Origin of the sequence: Parasphingorhabdus sp., assembly GCF_048269915.1 — a bacterium.
Taxonomy (GTDB): domain Bacteria; phylum Pseudomonadota; class Alphaproteobacteria; order Sphingomonadales; family Sphingomonadaceae; genus Parasphingorhabdus.
Genome location: NZ_JBLWTY010000001.1, coordinates 107,537 through 123,405, shown reverse-complemented (window position 1 = coordinate 123,405; position 15,869 = coordinate 107,537). Strand labels below are relative to the sequence as shown.

16 protein-coding genes and 1 tRNA gene are annotated in these 15,869 nt (G+C 57.5%); 8 read left to right on the top strand and 9 right to left on the bottom strand.

All coding sequences use genetic code 11. The features are described 5' to 3' along the window. Positions 1-81: 81 nt before the first annotated feature. Complete coding sequence (locus tag ACN0WX_RS00565; protein ID WP_417620330.1) at positions 82-1,077, bottom strand: NAD(P)H-dependent glycerol-3-phosphate dehydrogenase; 996 nt, start codon at positions 1,075-1,077, stop codon at positions 82-84. Beyond that, complete coding sequence (gene tsaD / locus ACN0WX_RS00560) at positions 1,074-2,108, bottom strand: tRNA (adenosine(37)-N6)-threonylcarbamoyltransferase complex transferase subunit TsaD (RefSeq protein ID WP_417620329.1); 1,035 nt, start codon at positions 2,106-2,108, stop codon at positions 1,074-1,076. Before tsaD ends, ACN0WX_RS00565 begins: the two co-directional genes overlap by 4 nt. A 44-nt stretch (positions 2,109-2,152) precedes the next feature. On the opposite strand from tsaD, the gene hemC reads away from it, so the two are divergent. Genes hemC through ACN0WX_RS00545 form a run of 3 tightly spaced genes read left to right on the top strand, consistent with a single transcriptional unit; the run spans position 2,153 to position 4,807 of the window. Then, a complete protein-coding gene (gene hemC, locus ACN0WX_RS00555) occupies positions 2,153-3,106 on the top strand; it encodes a hydroxymethylbilane synthase (RefSeq protein WP_417620327.1) in 954 nt (317 codons plus the stop codon). Beyond that, positions 3,103-3,783: a uroporphyrinogen-III synthase gene (locus ACN0WX_RS00550; RefSeq protein WP_417620325.1), complete on the top strand. Its 681-nt coding sequence runs from the start codon at positions 3,103-3,105 to the stop codon at positions 3,781-3,783. The genes hemC and ACN0WX_RS00550 overlap by 4 nt, the downstream gene beginning before the upstream one ends. A 52-nt stretch (positions 3,784-3,835) precedes the next feature. Then, the gene (locus ACN0WX_RS00545; protein WP_417620324.1) at positions 3,836-4,807 is read left to right on the top strand and encodes a mitofilin family membrane protein; all 972 of its coding nucleotides are present in this window, start codon (positions 3,836-3,838) and stop codon (positions 4,805-4,807) included. On the opposite strand, the gene ACN0WX_RS00540 is transcribed toward ACN0WX_RS00545, so the two are convergent. Together ACN0WX_RS00540 and ACN0WX_RS00535 are read right to left on the bottom strand one after the other, a co-directional pair. Continuing rightward, the gene (locus tag ACN0WX_RS00540; RefSeq protein WP_417620322.1) at positions 4,804-5,211 is read right to left on the bottom strand and encodes an acyl-CoA thioesterase; all 408 of its coding nucleotides are present in this window, start codon (positions 5,209-5,211) and stop codon (positions 4,804-4,806) included. The two genes, ACN0WX_RS00545 and ACN0WX_RS00540, sit on opposite strands and share 4 nt — an antisense overlap. Then, positions 5,208-7,274, bottom strand: coding sequence for a S9 family peptidase (locus ACN0WX_RS00535; protein WP_417620320.1), 2,067 nt, complete (start codon positions 7,272-7,274; stop codon positions 5,208-5,210). The genes ACN0WX_RS00540 and ACN0WX_RS00535 overlap by 4 nt, the downstream gene beginning before the upstream one ends. Positions 7,275-7,375: 101 nt before the next feature. Here ACN0WX_RS00535 and ACN0WX_RS00530 point away from each other — a divergent pair, with 101 nt between their 5' ends. The 3 genes from ACN0WX_RS00530 (at position 7,376) to ACN0WX_RS00520 (ending at position 10,130) form a co-directional block, all read left to right on the top strand. Further along, positions 7,376-9,157, top strand: a complete 1,782-nt coding sequence (locus tag ACN0WX_RS00530; RefSeq protein ID WP_417621175.1) for an aminopeptidase P family protein — start codon at positions 7,376-7,378, stop codon at positions 9,155-9,157. A gap of 61 nt (positions 9,158-9,218) precedes the next feature. Further along, positions 9,219-9,605, top strand: a complete 387-nt coding sequence (locus ACN0WX_RS00525; protein ID WP_417620318.1) for a VOC family protein — start codon at positions 9,219-9,221, stop codon at positions 9,603-9,605. Positions 9,606-9,638: 33 nt separating this feature from the next. Further along, positions 9,639-10,130, top strand: coding sequence for an acyl-CoA thioesterase (locus ACN0WX_RS00520; RefSeq protein ID WP_417620316.1), 492 nt, complete (start codon positions 9,639-9,641; stop codon positions 10,128-10,130). Here ACN0WX_RS00520 and ACN0WX_RS00515 read toward each other — a convergent pair. Beyond that, on the bottom strand, positions 10,127-10,267 hold the full coding sequence (locus ACN0WX_RS00515) for a hypothetical protein (RefSeq protein WP_417620314.1): 141 nt from the start codon (positions 10,265-10,267) through the stop codon (positions 10,127-10,129). The genes ACN0WX_RS00520 and ACN0WX_RS00515 overlap by 4 nt on opposite strands. A 132-nt stretch (positions 10,268-10,399) precedes the next feature. Here ACN0WX_RS00515 and ACN0WX_RS00510 point away from each other — a divergent pair. After that, positions 10,400-10,474, top strand: a tRNA-Thr gene (locus ACN0WX_RS00510). Between the two features lie 779 nt (positions 10,475-11,253). On the opposite strand, the gene ACN0WX_RS00505 is transcribed toward ACN0WX_RS00510, so the two are convergent. Genes ACN0WX_RS00505 through ACN0WX_RS00495 form a run of 3 tightly spaced genes read right to left on the bottom strand, consistent with a single transcriptional unit; the run spans position 11,254 to position 14,179 of the window. Next, the gene (locus ACN0WX_RS00505) at positions 11,254-12,477 is read right to left on the bottom strand and encodes an NAD(P)/FAD-dependent oxidoreductase (protein WP_417620312.1); all 1,224 of its coding nucleotides are present in this window, start codon (positions 12,475-12,477) and stop codon (positions 11,254-11,256) included. Between the two features lie 14 nt (positions 12,478-12,491). Beyond that, on the bottom strand, positions 12,492-12,872 hold the full coding sequence (locus tag ACN0WX_RS00500; RefSeq protein WP_417620310.1) for a limonene-1,2-epoxide hydrolase family protein: 381 nt from the start codon (positions 12,870-12,872) through the stop codon (positions 12,492-12,494). Between the two features lie 32 nt (positions 12,873-12,904). Then, positions 12,905-14,179, bottom strand: a complete 1,275-nt coding sequence (locus ACN0WX_RS00495) for a cytochrome P450 (protein WP_417620308.1) — start codon at positions 14,177-14,179, stop codon at positions 12,905-12,907. Between the two features lie 200 nt (positions 14,180-14,379). Between ACN0WX_RS00495 and ACN0WX_RS00490 the strand changes: the two genes are divergently transcribed. Then, complete coding sequence (locus ACN0WX_RS00490) at positions 14,380-15,024, top strand: TetR/AcrR family transcriptional regulator (protein ID WP_417620306.1); 645 nt, start codon at positions 14,380-14,382, stop codon at positions 15,022-15,024. Positions 15,025-15,057: 33 nt separating this feature from the next. Here ACN0WX_RS00490 and ACN0WX_RS00485 read toward each other — a convergent pair whose 3' ends face one another. Further along, positions 15,058-15,822, bottom strand: coding sequence for an SDR family NAD(P)-dependent oxidoreductase (locus ACN0WX_RS00485; RefSeq protein WP_417620304.1), 765 nt, complete (start codon positions 15,820-15,822; stop codon positions 15,058-15,060). Between the last annotated feature and the right edge of the window lie 47 nt (positions 15,823-15,869).

Genomic DNA, 15,869 nt, shown 5'->3' with positions numbered 1-15,869 from the left:
AATCAATCTCCGGCCGGCCCAGTTCAGGGGACGCGTTCTATAACAGTTTCGAGATATTGTCATCATTGTGCCGCAAGGGCCCTATCTTTGTTCCGAAACCAACGGTCGTTTCATCAACTGGCTGACCACAGACTGAACATCCGCCCTACCGGCCAGCAGAGCACAGACGGCATCGACTATCGGCATGTCGATGTTGCGCGCCTTCGCATCTTTCTGGAGGACCGGAGCGGTTGATGCGCCTTCGGCAACAGTGGTGCGGTCCGACAGTAATGTGTGCGCTGACTGGCCTTGTCCCAATCCCTTGCCGAGCGAAAAATTGCGCGAACTGGTCGAGGAGCAGGTGAGGACGAGGTCGCCAAGTCCGCACAGGCCGGCAAGGGTCTCTGCCCGTGCTCCGCGTGCCGTGCCGTAGCGGAGCATTTCTGCAAAGCCACGACTGATCAGGGATGCGCGTGCGTTTTGCCCGAGACCGGCTCCGTCGACCACGCCGCACCCTATCGCGAGGACGTTCTTGACCGCACCGCCAATTTCAGCGCCGATCACATCGTCGGAAAAATAGGGCCGGAAGCTGGTTTTTGCGATTAGCGGGTTAATCTGATCCCACAAGGCCCGGCTTTCGCATGCTAGGGTCAGGGCGGTCGGCAGGCCCTGTGCGACCTCGTGAGCAAAGGTTGGGCCCGATAAAATAGCCAGCGGATTATCCGGTCGCACTTCCTTGGCGACATCGCTCAACAACATCTGGCTGTCTGCCTCTATCCCCTTGCAGCAGAGGATCAGGGTTGCTGCGGAATCTGGTAGCCTTTCCAGGGTGGCGCGCAAATGCTGCGCAGGTGTCACCAGCAACAATATGTCGCAGGCGGCAATCAAATCCCAGTCCTGTGTCGCGCGAATATTGTCGCGGAGGCGCTGGCCCGGGAGAAAGGATTGATTTTCTCTCCTATTGTTTATTTGGTCGACGACTTCGGGTTCGCGAGTCCACAAGAGCAGTTCTTCCTGCCCTTCTGACAAAATCTGCGCCAATGCCGTGCCCCATGCTCCCGCACCGATCACTCCGATGTACGCAGTCGCCAAGGTCATGCTTTGACTCCCGCCCCGCGTGCTTTTTCAGCCCCCGGGTCCAGTGGCCAGCGCGGCCGCGCAACAAAATCCAGCGGATCGGTCAGGCCGGCAGCAAATCGCTCGGCTCCCGCCCAGGCAATCATGGCGGCGTTATCGGTACATAGCCAGTGTGGGGGGGCGGTAAAGGCCATCGCATGCTCCTCGGCAACCTGTTCGAGCATCGTGCGGATCGGTGTGTTGGCTGCCACTCCGCCCGCGACGACAAGATTCGCGCAGCGACCATGATCCGTTATCGCCTTTTCCAGCCGGTCGCGCAGGCAATCGACCACAGCCTGTTGAAAGGAGGCGGCAATATCTGCCGGTTCGAAATCGCCGCTGTTATGGGCGCGAACCACCGCGCTTTTCAGGCCGGCGAAGGAGAAATGTGGTTCTTTCGACCGGATCAGCGGACGAGGCAAGGGGACGGATTCTGGATTGCCCTGATGCGCAAAAGCTTCGACTTTCGGCCCGCCGGGATAGCCGAGACCGAGTATTTTGGCGGTTTTATCAAAAGCCTCACCGGCGGCATCATCAATGGTGGTAGCCAGTCGCCGATATTGGCCGACACCTTCGACGCGCAATATCTGGCAGTGGCCGCCCGATACCAGAAGGAGTAGATATGGAAATGTGAGGTCTGGATTGGCGAGTCTTGGCGACAACGCGTGGCCTTCAAGATGATTGACGGCAACCAGGGGCTTGCCTGCCGCCATTGCCAGTGCCTTGCCGGTAACCAGACCCACCATCACCCCGCCGATCAGGCCGGGTCCCGCAGTGGCCGCGATTGCATCGACGTCATCGAGAGACTTTCCTGCTTCATTCAGCGCGGCAGCGATCAATGGTGTCAGAATCTCGGCATGGGCACGGGCTGCGATTTCGGGAACCACGCCGCCATAGGGGGCATGTTCCGCTTCCTGCCCAGCCAGTTGGTGCGCCAGAATCTCCCGTTCGGACGTGACTAGCGCGGCTGCTGTTTCATCGCAGCTGGATTCAATTCCCAATATCAGGCTCATGACGCTTTTACTTAGGCGCTCAAGCCATTAGGACAAGCGCTATCATGACCGAAGACAGCAAAAAAGAATCTCTGGCCGGGCTGGATCGGCCCCTGCGCATTGGAACGCGCCAATCACCGCTAGCTATGGCGCAAGCCACAATGGCCGCCAATGCGTTGCAATCCGTCCATGGTTGGCGACCCGATCAGGTCGAACTGGTGCCGATGATAGCCAGCGGCGACAAAATACTTGATCGTTCGCTGGCGGACATAGGTGGCAAGGCACTTTGGACCAAAGAACTGGATCGTGCGCTTGCCAATGGCGAAATCGATTGTGCGGTGCACAGCATGAAGGATGTTGAAACCATCCGCCCGGGTGTGTTCATCGTCGCGGCCATGCTGGAACGGGCCGATATCCATGACAGGCTGATCGGGGCGGGGTCGATTGAGGCGCTGGCAGATAAAGCCATCGTCGGCACCGCATCTCCGCGCCGCAAGGCACAGCTTTTGCGACAAAGGAGCGACCTCGATATTCGACTGATTCGCGGGAATGTACAAAGCCGGCTGCAGAAAATTGCTGACGGCGAATATGATGCAACTCTGCTCGCCGCCGCCGGACTGAACCGTCTGGAAATGGAGGATGTCGGATCGGATATTTCCGATGAAATCATGCTTCCCGCGCCGGCGCAGGGCGCAGTCGGGGTCGAGGCGCGGACTGATGACCCCCACGTTCGTCGGTTGATGCGGGCGATTTCGTCGACGAGCACGTTTCGTGCAGTTACCGCCGAACGCCTTTTCCTGGAACGATTGACCGCCGATTGCCACAGTCCGGTTGCCGCACTGGCCACGATCGATGGAGCAACCGTGCATCTGCGAGCCGAAATCTTGTTGCCCGACGGTTCGGAGTCGATCGATGGCCAATCCAGCTTTCACACGGGCGATGTCTCCGCACCCGGCAATCTGGCAGACAAGCTTCTGGGCCAGTCGAGCGCAAAGCTGAAAGCCGTATTTGGTCGATGAGCCTGTCGCTGCTGATCCTTCGGCCGCTGGACGGGGCGCTCCAAACGGAACGGCGAGCGAAAGATTTGGGATTAGCGACCGTTGTCGATCCACTGTTTGTGGTTGAATCAATGCAATGGTCGGGACCGGAGGCTACAGATTTTGATGCATTGTTGCTGACCAGTGCGAACGCGGTAAAATATGGCGGTACCCAATTGGCAGCATATCGATATTTGCCTGTACTGGCAGTTGGCGAGAAGACAGCGGAAGCGGCAAAGAAGGCAGGGTTTCATGTAGAAATAACTGGCCAATCCGATGTGGAACATCTTCTCGACCAATTGGCGGACAGCTCTTATCGTAATATTATATGGCTGGCGGGTGAGCAGCATATGGAGGTCAGCGCGAAAGACAGGAAAATCTATATCGCGCCTGTTTATCGTGCCCGGGCGATGGCGCTGGGCGAGCGGGCGAAAGCCTGTCTGGCGAACGAATCTGTGATCCTGCTGCATTCGGCCCGCGCTGCCAGCCAGTTGGCGGAAGAGCTGAGCCGCTTACAATTGCCGAAAGACAGGCACCATGTCGTAGCCTTTTCCGCAAAAGTGGCAGAAGCGGTCGGGCAGGGATGGAAAAGCGTTCAAACCGCGGATCATCCGGACGACGAAGCTTTACTGTCATTGGCGAGCGCACTATGCCGGTGAAATCGAGAGGATTTGATCCGTCCAGCGACCGGACTGAAGAAAAGGAGCCGGAATGAGCCGGGACTATGAAAGGCTTTCGCCATCGGCTGGCAAGAGCAATTTGACACGAAATGTACTGATTTTGATGGTGGTAGCCTTCATCGGCGGGGCGATCCTGACCGGATGGATATTGTCCCGCTATAATCCGTTTGACAGCATTTCGGGATCGGAATCATCTGCGGTCGTGGATGGCGACAAGGCAGCCAAGGTGGCTCCGGATCCAGCGACTGCACTCGCCGACCGGATTGACGCTGATGGCAGTGTCCTGCCAGCGCCCGCGCAAAAAGCGGAAGCGACTGCTCCGGCGACCCTGTCGCCCGAAATCGAACGCGCGCTTGCTGTGCGCGTGGCTGATCTGGAAGACCGTTTGTCGCGTATCAATGTGCAGGCCCAGGCGGCCTCGGGCAATGCCGCCCGGGCGGAAGGTTTGCTGATCGCATTTGCCGCCCGACGTGCGCTCGATCGTGGATCGCCGCTTGGCTATATTGATCCTCAGTTGCGTCTGCGATTTGGCGATGCCCAGCCGAAGGCAGTCACGACGATAGTCAACGCTTCTCGCCAGCCAGTCACGCTGGAAGAGCTGGCGGCGGGTCTGGATGACATCGGACCAGCATTGACAACTGGTTCGGACCGCGAGGGTTTCTGGTCGGACTTCAAAAGGGAGCTGACCGAACTGTTCGTGATCCGTCGGCAGGGAACGCCCTCACCGGCTCCGCAACAGCGGCTGGTCCGTGCGAAGCGCTATGTCGAAACTGGCAATGTTGATGCTGCGATCGCGGAGCTTGAAAAGCTTCCGGGTGGCGGGAGCGATGAAGAGGCTTCCCAATGGATAGAAAAGGCACGTCGATATAACGAAGCGCGCCGTGCGCTTGACGTCATCGAAACGGCGGCGATATTGGAGCCTCAGCAATTGCGCACCGCCGAAGGGGAACGGGTTGACCAGCCTTCACCGCTTGCACCGACGCCGGCTATACCGACACCCTAATTGTCAAGGAACAACGCCGCAAGTTCCTTCGGTACGCGGACCGCGCGCCCTTTCGACCGTTCGATGATCGCCCAGTTTGTTTTGGCAGCGACGATCAGAGAGCCATCCGTGTCGGTAAAGTTGCTGTTGCGCCAGAATCGCGCACCCTTCGGAGGCTCTGCGATCCATGTCCGGCCGGTTACTTCTGCGCCAACCCCGACATTGCCGCGATAATCAATTTCATGCCGGGTGACGACCCAGATATATTGTTCGATGGCCGATTGCGGGGCAATCGCGTTCCAATGCGCCGTTGCCAGTTCCTGAATCCAGCGCACCCAGACCGCATTGTTGACATGGCCGAGTTCATCAATGTCTTCGGGGCGGGCAGTGATGGAAATATTGAAGCCGGAATTCCGTTCACTCACTCTGCCATCCCCATTTGCCATAGGATGAAGGCAAATTCCTCTGCCGTTTCTTCCAGCGCATTCCAGCGACCTGACTTGCCGCCATGGCCTGCGCCCATATTGGTTTTGAGCAGCAGCATCTTGTTGTCGGTCCTGGTCGCGCGCAGCTTGGCCGTCCATTTGGCTGGCTCCCAATATGTGACGCGGGGATCATTCAGCCCGCCGGTAATCAGCATCGGCGGATATTCTTGCGCCGCCACATTATCATAGGGCGAATAGCTGCGGATATATTCGAACGCTGTCTTGTCGGTGATCGGGTTCCCCCATTCCGGCCATTCACCGGGAGTCAGCGGCAGGCTTTCATCCTGCATCGTGTTGAGCACATCGACAAAGGGGACATGGGCGACGATGGCGCCCCACAGGTCGGGATCGCTGTTGACGATTGCCCCCATCAACTCGCCGCCGGCAGAGCCGCCCGAGGCGGTAAGCCGGCCCCTGCAGGTATATCCTTTCGCGATCAGGCCCTTGGCGACATCGACAAAATCATGGAATGTGTTGGTGCGTTGCGTGAGCTTGCCCTGCAGATACCAGTTGCGTCCCAGATCGTCACCGCCGCGGATATGGGCGATGGCATAGACAAACCCTCGGTCGACGAGGCTCAGTCGGCTCGTCGAGAAACTCGGCGGCACGGCGTAACCATAAGCGCCATAGGAATAGAGATGGAGCGGGGCGCTGCCATCGATTTTGGTGTCCTTGCGATAGACCAGCGATACCGGCACCAGCGTCCCGTCGCGGACCTCGATCATCAGCCGCTCTGTCTCATATTGGCTGTCATCATAGCCGGACGGAATTTCCCGGACCTTGAGCGTTTCGAGCGATTTGTCGGCAAGATGGTAGTCATAGACCGTGTCGGGTGTGATCATCGAATCATAGCTGAGCCGGAGCCTGTCGACATCATATTCGGGATTGTCGTCCAGGCCGACACTGTAGCTGGCCTCGGGAAAGGCGATCCGTTCGACTTTGGCGGGGTCGTCGTAGGACCGGATTTCAATCTGGTCGAGGCCATTCTCGCGCCCTTCGGTGACATAGAATTTCTTGAAGGTGCAGACGTCGGTCAGATAAAATTCGTCCGAACCGGCGATCAGTGTTGTCCATTGGTCGGGCTTGTCCAGCGAAGCAGTCGCCAGACGGAAATTCACATGGTCGTCGTTGGTCAGGATATAAAGCGTGCCGTCATGTTCCTCCACTTCATATTCGCGCCCGGTCTGCCGCCGCGATACGAGAATCGGGTCGGCCAGCGGATTGTCGGTCGGAACCAGCCGCACTTCGCTGGTTTCATGATCGCCGGTGGCTATCGCGATATATTTTTCTGACTGGGTGAGGCCGATAGCGACCCGGAATCCTTCATCATCTTCATGGTAAAGCTCGACATCATCCGCGATATCGCTGCCCAGAACATGCAGTCGGGCATTGTCGGTCCGCCATTGTTCATTGGCGAGACCGTAGAGCAGCATTGTGGAATCGGCTGACCAGACCAGATTCGACAAGGTGCCGGGGATGATATCGGGCAGCAATTCGCCACTGGACAGATCCTTGATCCGCGCCTCGAACCGCTCCGACCCGTTGTCGTCAAAAGCATAAGCCAGTAACCGGCCATCGGGGGAGACCGAAGCCGTTCCGAGGCGGAAATATTCTTTTCCTTCGGCCAATATATTCTCGTCCAGCATCAGCTGCTCTTCGCCGCCCGATACCGCCTTGCGCCAATGCTGGCGATATTGCATGCCTTCTTCAAATTTGCTCCAGTAGAGCCAGTCGCCATCCTTTTGCGGGACAGAACTGTCCTCTTCCTTGATCCGCGCCTTCATTTCCTTGAAGAGCCCGGCTGTCAGAGCCTTCTGGCTGGCCATATTCTGCTCGAACCACTGGTTTTCCGCCTTGAGATAGGCGAGTATGGCCTCGTCCTCGACAACCGGATATCGCGGATCTTTCAGCCAGTGCCAGGGATCATTCACGGTATAGCCATGGCGCTCGTAACTATAGGGTCGCTGCTCGGCATGCGGCGGACGGGTCAGCTTTTTGGTCATATATTCTGCTTTTCTCTGGCCTGATTTAGGTGGCGAATGGGGCTCGGAACTCCTATGTGTTGCAGCATAAGCATATTCAAGGAGTTTGCTCGCCGATGTTGATGTCCACTTATGAAAGCCGCCTGAAAGCCTTGCGGGAACAATTGCAGAAAGATGGTCTCGACGGATTTGTGGTCCCGATCTGCGACGAACATATGAGCGAATATGTCGGTGAATATGCACAGCGACTGGGCTGGCTGACCGGCTTTGGAGGATCTGCGGGTTCAGCCATCATACTGAAGGACAAGGCGGCGATGTTCATAGACGGGCGCTATGTCGTGCAGGTCCGCGATCAGGTCGACGGCAATCTCTATGAATATGTCAATATAGCGGACCAGAAGCCGCATGAATGGCTTGCAGTTAACGCGCCAAAGGGTGCCAGAATTGGCTATGACAGCTGGTTACACACTCGCGAATGGGCGGAAACGGCAAGCAAGGCGCTGGCCAAGACCGGCGCAGAACTGCTGGCCGTGCACAGCAATCCGATCGATGCGGTCTGGGAAGATCAGCCACAGCGTTCGCCGGAGAAGCTGGCGGTCCATAGCGACCAATATGCCGGCAAATCGGCGCGGGACAAGCGGGCGGATGTCGCGGCATGGCTCAAGGACAAGGGCTATGATGCCACCGTCATCGCGGCGCTGGATTCGGTCGCCTGGTTCTTCAATGTTCGCGGCAGGGATATTGCCAACACGCCGGTACCACTGGCTTATGCAATCGTCCGGGCAGACGAGACGGCGACCCTGTTTGTCGCGCCCGAGAAGCTGACCGACGCGGTGCGCGAACATCTCGGCAATCATGTCGAGATACGCGACTATGACGAGCTCGCCGATGCCTTGTCCGAAATGGCCGGCAAAACCGTTACGGTCGATCCGGAACGTTCGGTTGCCGCCATTTTCGAAGCGCTCGACAATGCCGGAGCGACGATCGTCAAGGATCGCGACCCGACCATCCTTGCCAAGGCGATAAAGAATGACGCCGAAATCAACGGGCACCGGGCGGCGCAGAAGCGCGATGGCGCGGCTTTGACCAAATTCCTGCACTGGATGGCCCAGGAAGCGCCGAAGGGCGGGCAGGACGAGTTGTCCGCTGCGGCGCGGTTGCGTGAATTTCGCGAGGAAAGCCCGGATCTGAAGGATCTCTCTTTCCGCACGATTTCCGCCACTGGTGATCACGGCGCGTTGCCGCACTATAGCGTGAACGAAGAAACCAATCAGCCCATCGAGATGAATTCGCTCTATCTTGTCGACAGCGGCGGGCAATATCTTGACGGTACGACCGATGTGACGCGCGTAGTGGCTGTCGGCGAACCGACCGCCGAAATGCGCAAGCGCTATACTCAGGTCCTGCAGGGCCACATTGCTCTGGATCAGGCCGTGTTCACCAAGGGCACGACCGGTGGACAGCTCGACATATTGGCGCGCCAATATCTGTGGGCCGATGGCGTGGATTATGGTCACGGCACCGGTCATGGTGTCGGTAGCTACCTCTCGGTGCACGAAGGGCCGCAGCGGATTGCAAGCTTCGGCGGCATGAACGAAGCGCTGCAGCCAGGTATGATCCTGTCTAACGAACCCGGCTATTACAAGGCGGGCCATTTCGGCATTCGTATCGAAAATCTTTTTCTTGTCGAAGAGCGGGAAATCGAAGGTGGCGAGCAAACGATGCTTGGTTTTGAGACGCTGACCTTTGCGCCGCTCGAGCGCAAGCTGATCGACGTTTCCATGCTGTCACAGAACCAGTGTCAATGGATTGACGATTATCATGCCAAGGTTCGTGCGGTGATAGCGCCGCAGCTGGAGGGCGAGGCGCTGGACTGGTTAAAAAGGCAGACCGCGCCGCTTTGACTCTGTTGACGCGACTCGTATGTTCTCATAATGTTCTCTTTATATCTGGAGGAGGAAGTAGATGATTGGTTATGTAACAGTGGGTACCAACGATATGGAAAAAGCGGCGAAATTCTATGATGCCCTCGCCAAGGAAATGGGCGTCGGGCGGATGATGGAAATGGACCAGTTCATCGCTTGGGGCGAAATGGGCGGAGCACCGGGCATAGCGGCGAGCAAACCCTTTGACGGCCAGGCGGCCAGTGTTGGCAACGGGGTGATGGTTGCGCTGCAGGCGGAGAATGAGGATCAAGTACAACGGCTTTATGATATCGCGATGGCCAATGGCGGCAGTGATGAAGGTGCCCCGGGTCCGCGTGGCGACGATGGTTTTTATGCTGGCTATTTCCGCGATCCCGATGGCAACAAGCTCAACGCCTTTTGCATGACGGCTGCCAAAGCTGGTTGACAGGCTTTCGGTGCTGGGGAAAGAGCCGGCACCATGACAGAACAGAAAAACCCCCGCGATGGCTTTCGTCTTATCACGCCGATGCGTGTGCGCTATGCCGAATGTGATATGCAGGGCATTGTCTTCAATGCCCATTATCTCGCCTTTGCCGATGTCGGTATGACCGAATATATGCGCGCGTTGGTAGCATCCGATAGACCGCGCGATGAAAATGATATGCTCGGCAGTTTCACCCGGCATTTTGGCGGCGACAACTGGGTGCGCCATGCGGATATCGATTATCGCGCGTCGGCAAGGGCCGATGACTTGCTCGATATCGCGGTGCGGATCACCCGCTTTGGCCGGACTAGTTATACCCTATTGGTGCATCTCCTGCGCGGCGACGAACTGCTCAATGTGGCCAAGCTGACCTATGTCTGGTTCGACCCGGCGACAGACAAGGTGGCCCCGGTAGCTACAAAATTTATCGACGCGGTCAGCGATTTTGAAATTATCAAGCCGGAGCGGGCGGTCGTGAACGCCTAAGGCTGCTCTTCGCCGGGAACCATCTGTCTTGCCTGCGCCTTGCGCCGCCTTAAATTGGCTCGCAGCTGTTCGGCAAGCCGTTCGGCTTTTTCGGCTTCCTTGCGCATCTTTTCTGATTTGGGCTGTGGTTTTGGCATGGGGATCAATTGCCATTATCTCGTGAAAAACGCAACTCCGCTTGACAAGATCGCAACCATTTGGTCTTAGGCCCGCGGTTCGGTCGAAACCGCCCGGCGCGGCGGTTATCGCCAACGCATCGAAATGGTCCGGCTGCTGTAGCTCAGTGGTAGAGCGCGTCATTGGTAATGACGAGGTCGAGAGTTCAATTCTCTCTAGCAGCACCACCATTTTTTCCGGATTTCAGTGTCTCTAGACTATCACTTTGTGAGTTGAATTAGTCTCTATATATCAGTGCTTTATTGATAGATAATTCGTTGCTCCTGTCTCAGGAGACCATCTAGCATAGACGAAATTGAGGCAAAATGGCGATCGATCTCGATGCCCCTAGACGCTGGAACCCGATGCACTTTCAGATAATGATGAATTGAGGACTTAGGTAAGGTCTCGTATGGTGTGCTGAGCTGTCCAGCATAGTGGCACTTTGCCCCCGCGCAATATTCTGCGCCCACTGAGATTTTTCGGATGCGAGCCATTAATGATGGGCGAAATGATATTGGGTACCAGATAACGACGAGCGTTACTGTATTCTGCAATCATTGGAGATCGTGCTCCATCCACGAAAATATCTCGTGCGTGCAAATACATGCGTTACGAATCGCTACACTATCTGATGATGGCCTCGTTTTGAGTTTCCGTCGCTTGGGCAAGGAGCCTGCCCGGCCATTGATCTGATGGGAAAGGTCCGCAGAGGAGTCACTGTCGATTGTATCGGCTGAGCTGAGCCGGTTTGTTATCGCAGCGATGACCAATTTTTCGATTTTACCGCATGGCACCCCAGGCCGAGTCATTTTTTTTCGATACTAACGGGATGGAACAATATTGATTGAGCCTCGCTCCCTCGCGAGTCTGCATCGGGGACGTGGGTCATCCCTCTGGATTAGAGGTGAAGCCAGTCAACAGACTTGGGTTCTTGGATTTCTTGTCGAGGGCTTCGCTATACATATCACGTTAGATTCTTGAGCGGAACGGATTCATTGACCAGCATTTCGGGGTCGGGGCTTGCCCTGCCGATGACGAGCTTGCGGCCCTGGACATAATCCTTGGTGGCATTGACGCAGTCGAGCGCGATGACCCGACCCTGCTTCAGATAGACGATCGAGAAGCTGCGATCCGCCGGGTCGCCGCGTATCACCGTCGCGTCATGGCCCGTCGACAGGCCGACCGTCTGTAGCTTGAGATCATACTGGTTCGACCAGAACCAGGGAACCGCATCATAGGGCACGGGATGGCCGAGGATCGCCTTGGCCACTACCGTCGCCTGGTCGTTGGCGTTCTGCACCGATTCCAGCCGGATCGTCGCGCCGTCGGCAAAGCCGTTCGCATGCGCCGCGCAGTCGCCGATCGCATAGATGCCCGGAAGGCTGGTCTGGCAAAGTTCGTCGACCAGCACGCCGTTGCCGCCCTCCGCGCCCGCTTCGATCAGCGGTTCGACGGCCGGGATGACGCCGATGCCGATGATGATCATCTCCGCCGGGATCACTTCGCCATCGGCCAGCCTGACGCCGGTTGCGTGGCTGTCGTCGCCCTCGATGCTGTCGACGGCCACGCCGGTGCGCAGGTCGACGCCGTGCGCACGATGTTCGGCTTCGTAGAAGCGAGACAGCTCCTCGCCCGCGACGCGCGCCAGGACCCGGTCGAGCGCTTCCAGCAGCACGACCTTCTTGCCGAGCTTGGTGAGGACAGCGGCCGCCTCCAGCCCGATATAACCGCCGCCGATAATCGCGACGCGCTCGACGCTGTCGAGCACCGCCATCATCGCATCGACATCGGCGCGGGTGCGCACGGCATGGACGCCGTCCAGATCATGGCCGGGGCAGGGGAGAATGCGCGGGCTTCCGCCGGTCGCCCAGATCAGCGTGCCATAGTCCAGCGTCTCGCCATCTTCGAAGGTCAGCCGGTGCGCCTCGGCATCGACCGCCACAACGCGCCGCCCGAGCATCATCGTCACATCGCGCTCGGCCCAGAATTTCTCCGGGCGGATCATGATCCGTTCGAACGATTTTTCGCCGGCGAAATAGTCCTTGGAGAGCGGCGGGCGTTCATAGGGGAGTTCCGGTTCGTCGCCGATCAGCGCGACCGACCCCTCGAACTTCTGCTGCCGAAGCATGATTGCCGCCTGTGCGCCGCCATGGCCCGCGCCTACGATCGCTATGTCACACTGGTTCATGCTTCGAAGGACTCTCAACCGCTAAGGGCTGCCGTGTCGAAATAGTCCCGCCAGGCCGTGATTTTCTCGTTCTTTATCTCAAGCACGCCCATCACGCGCAGCGCGATATGCTCGGTTCCATCGGCTCCGACGAGATAGTCTATGCGTTCGGTCAGAACGGTGTCGCCACTGGCGGCGATGGCGAGAGTGTCGATCCGTATCCTGTCGACGCCCATGGTCTGCTCGAACTGGGCCAGAAGGCCGAGGGCCTCCTCGATGCCGGCGGTTTTGGCCAGGCCGACATTCTCCCAGACGGTGTCGGGCGTCAGATAGGTCCTGATAGCCGCGTGCATGGCTTCCTTGCTCTTGCCGAGCTGTTCTAGAAATTGGGTGGCGGTTTCGATTGGCTTTGACATGCTTCAATTCTCCTTCAGGACAAATGCGAGGGTCATGCGGCTTTGATCGGTGCGGCGCCGAGCCTCTCGCCAGGGTCGAATGTGACCTGCAGTCGGTCAAGTGCATGTATCTGGAAATGCGCCATGAATTGTGGTGCTGGTGCAGAAGGTGCGAAACGGAGATTTTCCAGCCGTTCCAGCAGTCGCCGTATCGCGATCCGAAGTTCACCGCGCGCGAGGAGGTTTCCGACGCAGAAATGGATGCCGCGCCCGAAGGCAAGGTGGTTGCGCGCGCCTTTTCGGCCGATCCTGAACGCTTCAGGATCTTCCCATTGGGTTGCATCGCGGTTTCCGGACATATAGCTGATCTGGAGAACCGCACCCTTGGGGATGTTAAAATCGCCAATGCAAACATCTTCCTTGGCGACCCGGAACATGTGCGGCACCGGCGTATGAAAGCGCAGTGCCTCCTCAACGAAGCCCGGGATCAGGCCATTATCTGCCATCAGTCGTGCCTTAAGCTCCGGGTCTTTGAGCATGAGGTAGGTCGTTGTAGCGAGCATGGTTGCCGTCGTTTCGTTGCCCGCCACCAAGAGCTGCTGGACTATTGAAAGTAGTTCGGCATCCCCTAGCCGCTGGCCATCGACTTCGGCGTGGACGAGCTTGCTGAGCAGATTATCTTTGGGATGGGTGCGATAAGTTTCGACTCGCTTATAGAGATAATTCTGCATGTCGATCAGTTGATCGACCAGCTCCAGTTCGCGTTCCGGTGCAAGCGTAGGGTCGGTGATTGCAAGAGTAGCATCGGACCAGATCTTGAACTCGGCGATATCGGCCCGATCGACACCCAATTGATCTGCGATGACATAGAGTGGCAGCTTGACGCAGAATGCCGGAATCAGATCTATCTCACCCTGCTCAATGAAACTGTCGATCAGCTCATCGACGTTCCGTTCGATATAGGGTTCGAGGCTACGGACGTAGGAGATGGTGAACACCTTGTCGACCAGCGCGCGCTGCATTGTATGTGTTGGCGGATCTTCTGCCACCAATGTAAGAATTTGCGGCCAGCCACGTTCGGAAAACCGGCGCTTGGCTTCCTCTGCCGCTGCAGAATCGGTTTTCGCGAACTGCACGGCCGTCCGGCTCGAGAACAACTCTGGATGCCCATTTACATAGCCAATATCTTCATAGCGCGTGATGACATACATGCCGGTCGCCGGGTCTTTGTAGATCGGCGCTTCCTCGCGCAGGGTCTTCAGAAAAGGAAAAGGGCAGTGCTGGATTTCCGGAGATGTGAGGCTTCCCAGATTTTCTTGCTCGGTCATTATCTTTCTCCCTTCAAGAATGTCTCGGCACCACGGCTCGACAGGTTTCTCGTTGCGTGGCAACGTCGGGACCTGCATTCGCTAAGCGCCGAGTGCCGGCACAAATTAAAGGAACGCAATCGTTCCTTTAAAAAGATCGATACTGTTCCTTTTTAAATTCGTAAAGGGCAATTCATGCGATTCGTCGAAAAAAGAGAGTCATGAGCGGAAAACCGACCAAACGGGGGCTGGGAAGGCCGACAAAGTCTGAAGCCAAGGCGCTTGACGCACACGTTCTCGACGAGGCCCTAGCGCTTTTCGGTTCAGCCGGATTTGCGGCGGTATCGGTTGAAAGCATCGCTCTGCGCTGCGGAGTTGGCAAGAATACGATCTACCGGCGTTACCCGGACAAGGAAGCGCTGTTCAAGGCAGCTGTCGATCGTGAAATTACGCGGCTTAACGAGCTTGGACAGGAACTATCCCAGCATGTCAGCGATCCTCTCGAGGCGATCCGTCTCACCGTGCAACAAATGTCGAAGGTCTTGCACGAGCCGCAGGTGATCCAGATGATGCGGTTGCTGGTTGCCGAAGGGCATCGCTTTCCGCATCTGGCTGAGGACATGGATCGCTGGCTGACCGCCTTGTTTAAACGGCTGGATGCGCTGATCGAAGATGCGACGGCCTCCGGCCGAATGCCGAAGCGCCCCGTCAAAGCTGTTCGCGAGGCGTTATTCACGCTGTTTGCGGCTCCCTCTCTCAACCGTCTCATTCTAGATGATCAGTCTCTGAACATATCCGATGCAGAGTTTGATCTGCGCTGGAACCTGTTTGTCGGCGGTGCTGCGGCATCCATGGATCCGTCATAGAAGCTGTCGTGCTTGCTGCCAGTCACCCGATAGTTATTGTGCGGTCAGCCCGCCGTCGACCACGAATTCGCTACCGGTGATATAGCTTGCTTCCTCCGATGCCAGGAACAACGCCATCGAAGCGATGTCGTCCGGTTTTCCCATTCGTTTCAGCGGAATGGCTGCTGCCATCGCTTCCTGCGTTGCCTGGCTGCTGGTAGCTGCGCCATGCTGCATAGGCGTCCAGATCAGGCCGGGATGGACGGAATTGACGCGGATATCCGCATCTGCATTTTCGAGCGCGATAGTTTTGGTCATGGCGCGCGACCCGCCCTTGCTTGCACAATAGGCTGCGGCACCCGGTGCGCCTATCATGCCGGCGATCGAAGAAATGTTCACGATCGAGCCTCCTTCGCCTTGCGCGCGCATCTGGGCGACCGCTGCCCTGCAACCGAGAAAGACGCTAAACAGATTGGTGTCGATTTGTCGATGCCATTGCTCGACCGTCATCTCGTCTGTCGGCAGCAGGACGGCGATGCCGGCATTGTTGACCAGGATATCGAGCTTGCCATGACGCGCGACCGTGTCGCCGATCACGCGCGACCAATCCTTCTCCTGGGTCACGTCCTGTTGGATGCCGGTGACGTCCGCACCACCTGCCGATAGCTCCTCCGCACGGGCCGTGATCTCGTTGCCATCAATATCGGTGATGATGAGTTTTGCTCCTTCGCCGCCGAGTTTTCGTGCAATCGCATAACCGATGCCTTCTGCCGATGCGGCACCAGTGACGATGGCGACCTTGTCTGTAACCCGACTCATAGTGCATTCTCCATTAGTAGATGATGTCCGGAATGGCGCGTGCGGTT

Bases quoted from the DNA above. Each gene is read 5' to 3' on its own strand.
- ACN0WX_RS00565 (WP_417620330.1), bottom strand. From the start codon at position 1,077: ATGACCTTGGCGACTGCGTACATCGGAGTGATCGGTGCGGGAGCATGG.
- tsaD (WP_417620329.1), bottom strand. From the start codon at position 2,108: ATGAGCCTGATATTGGGAATTGAATCCAGCTGCGATGAAACAGCAGCC.
- hemC (WP_417620327.1), top strand. From the start codon at position 2,153: ATGACCGAAGACAGCAAAAAAGAATCTCTGGCCGGGCTGGATCGGCCC.
- ACN0WX_RS00550 (WP_417620325.1), top strand. From the start codon at position 3,103: ATGAGCCTGTCGCTGCTGATCCTTCGGCCGCTGGACGGGGCGCTCCAA.
- ACN0WX_RS00545 (WP_417620324.1), top strand. From the start codon at position 3,836: ATGAGCCGGGACTATGAAAGGCTTTCGCCATCGGCTGGCAAGAGCAAT.
- ACN0WX_RS00535 (WP_417620320.1), bottom strand. From the start codon at position 7,274: ATGACCAAAAAGCTGACCCGTCCGCCGCATGCCGAGCAGCGACCCTAT.
- ACN0WX_RS00530 (WP_417621175.1), top strand. From the start codon at position 7,376: ATGTCCACTTATGAAAGCCGCCTGAAAGCCTTGCGGGAACAATTGCAG.
- ACN0WX_RS00525 (WP_417620318.1), top strand. From the start codon at position 9,219: ATGATTGGTTATGTAACAGTGGGTACCAACGATATGGAAAAAGCGGCG.
- ACN0WX_RS00520 (WP_417620316.1), top strand. From the start codon at position 9,639: ATGACAGAACAGAAAAACCCCCGCGATGGCTTTCGTCTTATCACGCCG.
- ACN0WX_RS00515 (WP_417620314.1), bottom strand. From the start codon at position 10,267: ATGCCAAAACCACAGCCCAAATCAGAAAAGATGCGCAAGGAAGCCGAA.
- ACN0WX_RS00505 (WP_417620312.1), bottom strand. From the start codon at position 12,477: ATGAACCAGTGTGACATAGCGATCGTAGGCGCGGGCCATGGCGGCGCA.
- ACN0WX_RS00500 (WP_417620310.1), bottom strand. From the start codon at position 12,872: ATGTCAAAGCCAATCGAAACCGCCACCCAATTTCTAGAACAGCTCGGC.
- ACN0WX_RS00495 (WP_417620308.1), bottom strand. From the start codon at position 14,179: ATGACCGAGCAAGAAAATCTGGGAAGCCTCACATCTCCGGAAATCCAG.
- ACN0WX_RS00490 (WP_417620306.1), top strand. From the start codon at position 14,380: ATGAGCGGAAAACCGACCAAACGGGGGCTGGGAAGGCCGACAAAGTCT.
- ACN0WX_RS00485 (WP_417620304.1), bottom strand. From the start codon at position 15,822: ATGAGTCGGGTTACAGACAAGGTCGCCATCGTCACTGGTGCCGCATCG.